Genomic DNA, 10,533 nt, shown 5'->3' with positions numbered 1-10,533 from the left:
GACCTTATTAGTCCAACGGAGAAAATAATAGGTATTTTCTGTTTTTAATTTATCAATTAATCTCAATAAATCGGGAACTGATAAAGGTTTTTCTTGATAACCAACAAAAGGCTTCATTTTGTAACTCCTAATAATTGACTCCAAGACCTTACACTCCGCTCAAATAAATCATTAACTGTTCCTTCCTTCCAAGTTAGTTGCACACCAAAACCCAATTCCATTTCTTGGGCTGCAACTGGTGAATCTTGACGATCTTCTGATAGAAAACTATATAAATTTGCTTCATCCTTTGTTAGAAATTCACCAACTCCTAAAAGATGGGTATTTCGCCATTTTTTGTTAGTACCAAAGGCACAAATTTCTTTTTTATCTTCTGATAAAATACAACCAGGATATTGCACAACTGCTTGATTTAACTTAATCTCTACAGTACCCAAACCGCGAGATTTAGCAAAACCTAAGCCAAACCAACCATCATGTAAGTCGCGTAATACTAAACCTATTAAACCTAACTGTGCAAGAGTGAAGTTTTTTAAATGTAATTTGGTTTTAAATTCTCCAGCAGTACAAACTTGATAATTAAATGGTCCAACAGCAACAGAACCAAATACTCTATCTATTGCAACACCGTTTCTTTCTTCAGTTTTTACTACTTTAGAATTATCTGGATAAGCATCCTCTATTCTAATTCTACTAGCAATAGAAGTATTCCCAAACATTTGATCAGTAAAAGAGGAAAGTTTGTAAATCTCGCTAGACGATTTGATATTTTTCAAATACTCATATTTATCATTTAATGGATCATTAGCCCAAGGTAAGTTTTTACTGTTAGCTTTTTCTTCTCCTACTGTTCTCACAATCCGTTCAGCATGAGCGCGAATTGCACCTTTTAAACTGCTTCCAGGTAAGTATATGGTATGTCCTCCAGCGTGATAGGTTTCCACAAATTCCATATCTGGTTTTGTAGGGTCTGCTCCTTCTTTTCCTGATTTAATGAGAATAGGTCCATCGGGAATGATGGTTAAATCTATGGTGCAATGATTTACAAATTTTTTGTGCATAACAAGTTTGATAAGATAAAGTTTCTAGCCCACCTAAAAATGAATTCTCAAGCTAATAGCGGAAGTCGTCTAAAGACGACTATTGATTAAAAATTTAGTCCGTTTTAACGGACTTTAGCTATTAGCCCGGAACTTCAGTTCTGGGTGGGTGATTGGGTAAATGATCTCTTAAATGATTAATAAGTGCTTCAGTCCATTTTTGTTTGGATTGTTTACCATCTTGATAGCTAGGTAATTTATCACCTATTTTACTATTAACTAATTCTTGTAAATAGGTTAACAATTTTTTAGGATCATTCTCAACATCAACCCAGAGCATTTGATCAATATCTAGTTTAACAACTCCCAAACCGCGAGAACGTCCACCACCCAGGGGAATTTGTTCTGTTTCAAATTGATGTAACCCAATCATCAATAGTCCCAGTTCCCAAGGTTCTGCATTTTCAACTACTGCGCGAAATTCAAATTGTGTACTAGCTGGTACTACTTGGAAATCATACAGTTTACCATCTGCTGCTGTTTCTGTGTCTCTGTCAATGGCTACTCCGTCACGTTCTTGATATTGGTCAAACCATGTATCAGGTAGTACGGTTAAGTCACGGACTTGAAATTTACTTGCTATCCAGGGAGAACCGAATAAATGAGATATTAAATCTGTCATGTTCAAGAGTTCTTGTGTTAACTCTAAATCATTATCTTTATGTTTTTCTTTTAAATCTTTAACGAAGATATTTCTAGCTGAAGTTGTAAAATCAGCCGGATCTTCAGCAAAGCTAGAATCAATTCCTCGGAGGAAACTTTCTAATCTTGATCTTAATGCACCTTTAAAGCTAGAACCTGGGATTAATGGTTGTCCTAATGCGTCTTTAATGACGGGTAAATCTGTTCCAATAGGTTCGGTGGAACGTCCTGCACTAATTCTTAATGCGGTGATTGTGGTGAGTGTACCTGTGATTTCTAGGCGGTTTTTAAATGTGTCAAACATAGATATTGATTGTTAATTAGATATTGGCAATAATTTCCTCAAATTCCTATATTCATCGGAAATTGATGAGGTTGTATTTGTGGTTTATTGGTAACTACAGAACTAATGGAGGATTTAATGAAATTAACAAATACTTCGCTTACATCTTCATAATCATTGCTAATAATTGGCTTAAATCCATGAGCAAATAATGATTTATTCCTAACTTCTAAAGCATTGATAATTTTATTGGCATTTTCCAGGTAAATCTTACCTATAGGATCATCAGGAAGTTTGGTTAAAAGCTCATAACTATTTCTTAAAGCTATTTGGATTTTTCCCTTAGCAGGAGAACGTTTTTTCTCATATTCATTCCGCAAATTTTCTGGTAGTTTTTCAGTATTAATATCACCTGTTTGAATACCATAAGCTTTTAACAAACGAATCTGCGCTAATAATTCTAAAGCCCGGTAAAGTCTACCCACTGCATCATCATAACGTTGTTGGGTAGCACGTCTTTCTGCATTTAATATTAAGTCTTGAACTATTTCATAACCATGTCCTTCTGTTCCATTACTAGAATCAAACTTTTCATCTATTTGTCCTCTGCTATTAATTACACGCTTGAGAAATAGAGCTAAATTTCTAATTTCAGGGTTTTTCATCTGAGGTTCTAATAACTCTAAAGCATCTCTATGTTCAAATCTATCCCAAGCATCTAACCCAGAACAAGAAGCGTATAGGGTTTGAATTTGCCGCTTAATATCAGGTGGTAATGCCATTGATGATAATAAACGTCGGAGTTGTGCGATCGCTGCTGGATAGTTATACTGTTGTAAGAAAATAGGTAAAAATTGTTCTATGGTACGCTTGGCGACTACAGGTGCTACAGATGTTTTTCCTGTTGATTCTCCTCTTTCAATTTTGATCGTGTTTGTACGGATTCCCGTAGTTAAGTATAATGTTACTTCATAGTCAAGACCTGCTGTTGCTAATCCTACAGACATAGATTTAGTACCACCTGTATAATCAGCCATCATTTGAGCATCAGTAACATTTTGTTGAATGTTCTGAATACATAATGATGCTTTAACATAACACTCTGAAAAATCATCTGGTTCTTCAATTAAAATTAAGTCTCTATCTGCTTGAAATCTCTCACCTAATTCCACTTGTATGGGAATATTTGGTAACTTTTCAATTACTTCTGTTCCCCGTCTAACTTCACAAGGAGTTCCACTTCCTATTACTTGGGATTTACTACCCTTTGCACCATCAGAACAGAGAAAAATAACACGATCTGGTTTAAGTTCACGAATGGCGGTTACGATAGGTTGATGAGAACCACCGACTGTAATTAAAAGAATTTTTGGCATGATTTAATTATCTCCTGATTTAAAGTCTTCTATACGTTGGATCTTGCATTTGTTTTGATAAAATATCAGTAAGATTAATTAATTCTTTTCCTGATACAACAACAATTTTCTTGTTTTCTGCTTGGTTTATAAATTTTTCATCTAATTCATACTCACTTGTAATAAACAATTTCACACAGTAATCTTTTCCCAACTCTCCAGCTTTTGAGCTAAGAATAGACAAATCATTAGAGTCTAACTTTTTACCAGTCTTACATTCACAAATCATAGCATTAGCATTGTTTAAACAAAATACATCTATTTCGCCTCTATAATTATCAATGTGTACACCAATTTCAACAGAATCAAAGTTGCATTTTTTAGCTGCGTAATATGCAAATATCTCTAGCCAGTCACCTTTCAGAAAAGCATAATTCTCCTTCGTTTCTAGCCTAAAGCTAATGCCTGTATTTGATATTTCAAGGTTATTGATTATTGAAAAATATTCTAGCTTTCTAAAAAATGATTCCAAATGCTCAGAAGATAGTTGTAATTTCGATAATTCCTTCTCAGATATTTTTAATCTCTTTGGAGGTTTAATATCCTCACCTGCAAGACTGCGAATCAAGGAAAGGATTAAACCTGAAGGTTCAATATTATCTACAATATATTTTACCAAATTCTCCAAATCATTATTGTTTTCATATTTTTGGTTTTTTTGAAAAATGTTAAAGCCATACATATTAATATAATTCTCTACAGTCAATCGCTTATTAAAAGGTACAGGCTGTTTACCAAAAACCAATGGAATAATCTGTGATTGGTTAGTATTCACACTAAAAGCCAATACGTTTTTATATTTTTCTTGAACATAGCTATAGACTGAAATAGCCATAGTTTGAGGTACAGAAGTTAAATTTACATATTTTAAATCTTCAACGTCTTGACAAAGATTTTCCACAGCAAGATATACTTCATCAAAGTTATTGGGATTAACAGTTATTACATCACTTTCATTAAAAACTAAATCTTGGCGTTTTTGTTTGATAACATTTTCTACACTTTTTTTATACTGCAAATATTGCTCTTCTTTATCCTGACAAAGTAAAAATTTGATTCTATCAATATCATTAAGAAACTGAAGAACTCCTGCAACTGGTGGAACAGCACTTCGTCCTCCAATTAAAACTAGCATTACTTTTTCCGACATATATCAATACCTCAATTTCTTAAATTTGGTTGGTTAATTATTAGCTGTATATTGGGTAATTGTTTAAGAATTCCCATCACGTTTAAACTTTAAATGACGAGCGCCATAACCTAAATAACGGCGAATTAATTCTAACCAAATAGGTTTAAAATCGGCTTCACAACATTCACCAATAACTTGAGCAGCTTTCTTGATGCTATGATCAATATCTTCAATAATTCGCTCTGCTAATGAACCTCTACCTCTTCCCCATTTCTTATCTCTTCCTACTTGATAACAGATAAAGTTTTTAATTACTTCTGGACTATCTGTAGTATCAGCAACACGGACTAAATTACGAAATTGAGCTTCTTCTAAATCTCCATAATTTGTGTTATCTAAAGCATTTTTAATCCAGATAACTAGATCATCTTCAGCTTGACGGATAGCTTTTTTAATTTTTAATTGCTTGTTTGGATCTGGTTGTTCTATCATTTTGCTTCCTCTCTTAATATTAAATGAAACTCATTACAAACTTGTACTTGTCCAAAACCTTCTGAAGTTCTTTCTCCTACTCCTTTCAGTTCCAGTTCTTTTAATTTATCAATCCATAATTTTTCTCTTCCCTTATCTACACTAAATAAATACACACCTCCTCTATTTGTTACTAATTCTATATCTTTCATCAAACCCCAAGCTGCATTCCAACCAGAACGATAGTTATAGCTGCTATATGCTACTTCCAATTTAAGAAATTTGTCTTTTTCTTCTCCATCATTTAATTGTGTAAATTCGTTATCTAAATTGACAAATTCACACAACATTTTTGGATAAATGACTGTAGTATGTTGCCAATTTTCAGTAAAAATAGCATCTGATTGTAGATCAAGAGTAAAATAAAAACGCTTTTCCAATAAATCATTTTCTGGTTGACCAAAAATTGACCAACATTTCCATCGTTCTTCTAGTTTTTTATTGAAATGCTTAATTCTATTTTCAACATCTGTTACAGCATTGTCAAATGTAGCTGTGATTTTGACCTTTCCTAAACCCCGTGATGTTGCACTACCTAAACGAAAGATATCTGCATGATCATTAATGAATTGTGTGAAAGATTTAGCTAAATTTAAATCAGTAACTAAAATTGAACTCTGATAAACAACAGGATTCCAGTTTTGTGATTGAGGAGTTTCTAAAAATGACTCATTTAAAACTTCAATACTATACAGTATATCATCCTCAGATGTGGCTCTTTTACGATTTATTCCTACTCTTGTTAAAAATCGAGTGTTAACTGAATGACTGCGATATTGATGTTTAACGTTATCATTGATTTTGCTATAAAAACCACTTAATGGTTCAACTCTCGCATCAGTTTTATCTTTTAAAGATTTTGGATCGCTTGGATCATAAAGATAATTATAAGCCTCTGCACAAAAACGATCAATCAGAGTATCAAAAACTCCATTAGCTTTAGGTTTAAAACCTGAATTTGTTTTAGAACTGACTGCGGTGGTGGGTAAAACCATTATTTCATCATCAACAATTTGAGAAATTAGATCATATTTTTCTTTTTCGGCTAAGAATGACTTAATAGCAACTGTTCCTACTGCTGGATAAGCATTTTGAAAAATCGCAGGTTCATTACCTAAAAACAGAGTAGCAAAATCACCACCATCTTCTGTTAAATCACGTTCTGTGATATCTGGCGTTTTTGGTTTAGATAGTTGTAGAATTTGAGATGCGATCGCACCACGAATTACAGAACCAGGAATATGATCTTCTGCTTGACTCACAGAACCAGGTCTTTTAGCAACAATAGCTAATGGAGATAAAGCTGTAATCTTTAGCTTAATTCGTTGTATCATTTTGTTTTTGGTAATAATAATTTCCAACTTTCATCATTTATTTGTAGAGTTTCTAAGTTTTCCCAACTCAGCCAACCTAACCCAGCAGACTTGCTTCCACCTAAAGCATTAATATGGCGTAAAGCAGCTAAAATCAATGGTTTAGCATATTCTGGACAATCTGGTAATAGCTGAATTTCTCCTGTAAATTTCAACTGACTATTAGGTGGAGAAGTTTCCAGAAAATACAATTTTTTCTCCTCAGAAGTGAGCCGACGACGGTTAATAGTTACACCTGGACGGATAACTTCTGGTAAATCGTCTTTTTTTATATCACAGACTAAATCATTAACAATGATACGTGATGGTAGTATGGGATTACCAAATATTTTGGAAATAAAACAATGATATCCCCTATGATTTTCTAGTTGATATTCTTCTCGAAATTCGGGATTTACTTGATCTTGGCTTGGACAAAGTGTTTCCGCTTGTGGTGCTTCAAAAATCTGCCATCCTAATGCACTCGCTATTTTTTCACATTCATGGCGCAGTCTTCCTTTCAATTGTGAAGCCGGAATTAATAATTTTCCTTCTGCATTACGAACTATTGGTTTATCTGCAAGTGAACCATCAGAACCACCAGCACCAACACATAATGCAGTGTCAATAATGGCTATTAATGGAATTTCTGTAATGTTATTTAGTGGTAATTGTTGTAAATTAATCATACTTATGATACCTCTTGTTCTGATTTTTTAGTATCAGATTTTTTTTGTTGTTTTTCAAAGAAGGGATATAAATCTACCAAATCTCGCCAGATTGTTTCATAATTAAATTTATCATCAATTTCGGTTGCTTCATTGGAGGCTTTTTCATCTTGACTTTCTTCTTTAGCTTCTTTTAAAGACATCCAAGGTGCAAGATTACCAGCATTATTTTTATCTTTGGGAAGACACCAAGCCTCTTCAAATTGTGTTTTTAAAGAATTTTGAGCTTCTTTATTATTCAATCTGACTCGAAAATAACGATAGTTGAGTATTGCTGTTTGTTTTCCTCTTTCTAGCAAACTACGAATTTGATAAAGTTGAGATTTAGGAAATTCTGCATCTATTAAAGTTTGTGCAGTTTTTAATAATCCATCTAACTCATGTAGAGTATAAGGTGCAGCATATAGTTTTAATTTTTGCTGTCCTTGTCCTAATTTAGTTAACGCATTGGCACGAAATTCACTAATACTAGAAGAAATCATTGTCACAGATTTCATAACTAAAAAATCAACTGTACCACCGTAATAGCCCGATTTTTTTAAATCTTTAGCTAGTTTTTTGGCTGATTTAAGTAATTGATTAGTCAGTTTTTCTGCATAATAAATTGGTGTATCTTCAGCAGTTATTAATACTCCTGTTGACATACTTAATTTACATTGTTTATCTGTTTTATTTTCTTCTTGTTTATGATAGCGGTGTATTAATTCTGGCTTATAAGTTTGATCTGATTTATATCTGTCTCCTTTGCTTAATAAAATTCTTTCAAATTCTTCACCAATGGTTTTAGCAATAGCTAATGCTTTATCTGCGGGAACAATTAACATAACATCATCCCCACCAATTGCTAAAATTTCAAAAGGATGAATCCAAATTTCTTTTTCACTTTTCCTTTCAGCTTGTAAAGCAGGACTTAATTTGTGTGGTGCAAGATGTTTTGTTAAAGCTGCATAAACTGATTTTTCTGTTGATTCAAAGATATCTCGGCTGAAATGACGATAACTTTCCGGGGTTTTAATCTCTTTTTGGATATACCCACCCATATTGTTACCATCTGCATAAATATAGGCAACAAATCCAGATAAAATGGAAGCATTTCCAATTTCTCTTACAGAAAGTGCTTCTTTGACTTTACTAGGATGTAAATTTTCTGAACGTATTTTACCATAATATTTATGAGGTGTTTCATATAAAAACTGCTCAAATTTATTAACCCAACTTTCTAGTGCTTCTTCTCCAGGTTTCCAGGTTAAACCAGATTGTTCATACCAATTTTTAGAACTATTATCTCTTTTAGCTATTTGTCCTACCAGTCGCTTTCGTGCTGATGCTTCAGAAAACCAAGGATCACCAGGAAGTCCTTGTTTAGAGTCATCAGAGGAACTCTTAGCATGAATTATAGCAGAACGGCGATCGCCCTCATCTCGTTGCAAATAAGGATGAGTTTCAAACATGGGAGGATAACAGCGCAAAGGTCTATTATTCCCATTGATTTTATTACCATTCCGTCGCTGATTAAATAAAGATGCTAACTTACCAGCTAATTCATTAAATGTTTTCCGTTCTTTAAAATCTGTTAATGAATGATTTTCATTTTGCTGAAAGTATGCTGAAATCAAAGGATGATTCTGGTTATTTTGATATTTTTCCAACCAAAATATATCATTAGTAATTTCATTGGGTAATAGTCCAAAACGAATTTCTAAAGGCTTAAATATAGCACCAACAGCACAGGAATTAGCTGTTAAAGTTTCTTCGGTGTAACGCTTTTCAATTGCATTAGTCAAATCATCAATAAAAGCAGCAGGACAAAAAGCTAAGATATTACCTCCCGTAGAGTAAATAACTAGCTCTGGAATTAGTGCAGCGGAAAGTTCGGGAAAATTATCTGATCTATCAAGCCATTCTTCTCTAATGTTTTGACAATATTCTCTAGCTTTTTGACACTGTTCATAATTTGAGCTTTTATCGCAACCAAAAAATGCAGGTAAATCAATTAAATTTATTCTATCTAGTAAAGCAGATGCACCGCGAATATCTGAAAGTTTAGACGCTTCAAAAACATATTGTTTAACCTTAGTTACACCACCATAAACCAAACCAACTTTAGATTTCCACAAAATTGAGTGTTTTTCAGTTGGTTGTTGTAAATCCTCTAAAGTTTCGGGAAATTGTAAATTATTTAATTCCTCAACCTGTTGAAGAATTTCTGTAACCTCTGCTGGAACTTCTTCTCCATTCCTCAAACCATCACACATTTGCTGTAAAACAGTAACATCAAACTGCGGTTGACGTTCATTACCCCAGGCTAAACACCAAGCGATCGCAATACTAACAGAATTCATCTTATCCATTTTTAGATTCTCCTGAAACTAAACCCACCAAAACCCCAGCCAAAGCCCGAATCATCGGACGCACAGAAACATCCTCCCCCCGTTTTAAGCGATGCACATTTCCTCTAAGAATCGGCGTTTCCTGGGAAATCACATCTTCCACACCCTCATAATCACTGTGAATAATGGCCACCACCGACAAACCCAGAGACTTACATAGTTCTTCCCAAGGTGCAACCTCAGTTTCATCCTTGACTAAAATCACCGCATGAGTTGCTTCCCCCATAATCAACCGGTTAGCATTGGAAATTTTACCCCCCACATCAAATACAAATATTGGTGTATTGATCCCCCTGACTTCCTGTGCCTTCAGTTGTCCAAATTCTGGGGTAAAACCCGCCTTGTACTCCGTTTTTAACCTATTTGCTAAATCTGCGTCCCGTCGTGCGGTTTCCCCATACCAAGAACCATCCCCATCTGGACAACCAGAGATAAAATAGGATTCCGGTGCATTGGGAATCTGTAACAACGCTTGTTTTAGACCTTCCCGGAAGCAAGTCTTTCCTGTGTTCGCAAACCCGCAAATCACCAATTTGATACTTGACTGCTGCTGTACCCGCACCACATCCAAAATATCCCCAACTTGATAATCAGGATGTTTACTAATGGTGACTACGTACCTATCCAGCCCCTTGTCGCCAATCTTGGGGTCAAACAGAGCGATCGCATCATACAATATAGATAATTTATCAGCTAATACCTGACTCACCAGCACCGATGTCCGACCGTTGATTTTAATCAGCGAACCCCCCGGTAACTCCCCAGAAACAATCATTTGATTCAATCTGGTAGCTGCATCACGGACAATTTTATCACCTGTAGTCAGGGTAGCACCAAATCCTACCTTTAAAACGTCACCGTCTAAACTGATATGGTAAATACTCATTAAATAGCACTGGATTATAAAATAATTAAAACATGACTCAAGTAATTTCCTCAAGTAAAACTTCAATCAATTAA

General features: G+C 34.4%; 9 protein-coding genes. All 9 read right to left on the bottom strand.

Annotated elements, in window-relative coordinates; all coding sequences use genetic code 11:
- Positions 1-113 precede the first annotated feature (113 nt).
- The gene (locus IQ228_RS12820) at positions 114-1,061 is read right to left on the bottom strand and encodes an RAMP superfamily CRISPR-associated protein (RefSeq protein ID WP_193963015.1); all 948 of its coding nucleotides are present in this window, start codon (positions 1,059-1,061) and stop codon (positions 114-116) included.
- Between the two features lie 121 nt (positions 1,062-1,182).
- Positions 1,183-2,046, bottom strand: a complete 864-nt coding sequence (gene csx7, locus IQ228_RS12815) for a CRISPR-associated RAMP protein Csx7 (protein ID WP_193963014.1) — start codon at positions 2,044-2,046, stop codon at positions 1,183-1,185.
- 38 nt (positions 2,047-2,084) lie between these two features.
- Entirely contained in the window at positions 2,085-3,401 is a 1,317-nt protein-coding gene (locus tag IQ228_RS12810; RefSeq protein WP_193963013.1) for a TIGR02710 family CRISPR-associated CARF protein, read from the bottom strand.
- Positions 3,402-3,420: 19 nt separating this feature from the next.
- Complete coding sequence (locus IQ228_RS12805; RefSeq protein ID WP_193963012.1) at positions 3,421-4,590, bottom strand: Card1-like endonuclease domain-containing protein; 1,170 nt, start codon at positions 4,588-4,590, stop codon at positions 3,421-3,423.
- Between the two features lie 63 nt (positions 4,591-4,653).
- Positions 4,654-5,064: a hypothetical protein gene (locus tag IQ228_RS12800; protein ID WP_193963011.1), complete on the bottom strand. Its 411-nt coding sequence runs from the start codon at positions 5,062-5,064 to the stop codon at positions 4,654-4,656.
- Positions 5,061-6,434 (bottom strand): CRISPR-associated RAMP protein Csx10, encoded by a 1,374-nt coding sequence (gene csx10, locus IQ228_RS12795; RefSeq protein WP_193963016.1) that lies wholly within the window; start codon positions 6,432-6,434, stop codon positions 5,061-5,063. Before csx10 ends, IQ228_RS12800 begins: the two co-directional genes overlap by 4 nt.
- Positions 6,434-7,144: an RAMP superfamily CRISPR-associated protein gene (locus IQ228_RS12790; protein ID WP_193963010.1), complete on the bottom strand. Its 711-nt coding sequence runs from the start codon at positions 7,142-7,144 to the stop codon at positions 6,434-6,436. Before IQ228_RS12790 ends, csx10 begins: the two co-directional genes overlap by 1 nt.
- Positions 7,145-7,146: 2 nt before the next feature.
- On the bottom strand, positions 7,147-9,534 hold the full coding sequence (gene cas10 / locus IQ228_RS12785) for a type III-B CRISPR-associated protein Cas10/Cmr2 (RefSeq protein ID WP_193963009.1): 2,388 nt from the start codon (positions 9,532-9,534) through the stop codon (positions 7,147-7,149).
- Complete coding sequence (locus tag IQ228_RS12780; protein ID WP_193963008.1) at positions 9,527-10,459, bottom strand: CRISPR-associated protein Csx3; 933 nt, start codon at positions 10,457-10,459, stop codon at positions 9,527-9,529. The genes cas10 and IQ228_RS12780 overlap by 8 nt, the downstream gene beginning before the upstream one ends.
- Between the last annotated feature and the right edge of the window lie 74 nt (positions 10,460-10,533).

The organism is Dolichospermum sp. LEGE 00246, assembly GCF_015207865.1.
GTDB lineage: Bacteria > Cyanobacteriota > Cyanobacteriia > Cyanobacteriales > Nostocaceae > Dolichospermum > Dolichospermum heterosporum.
This window is presented reverse-complemented; position numbering and strand designations above follow the sequence as displayed.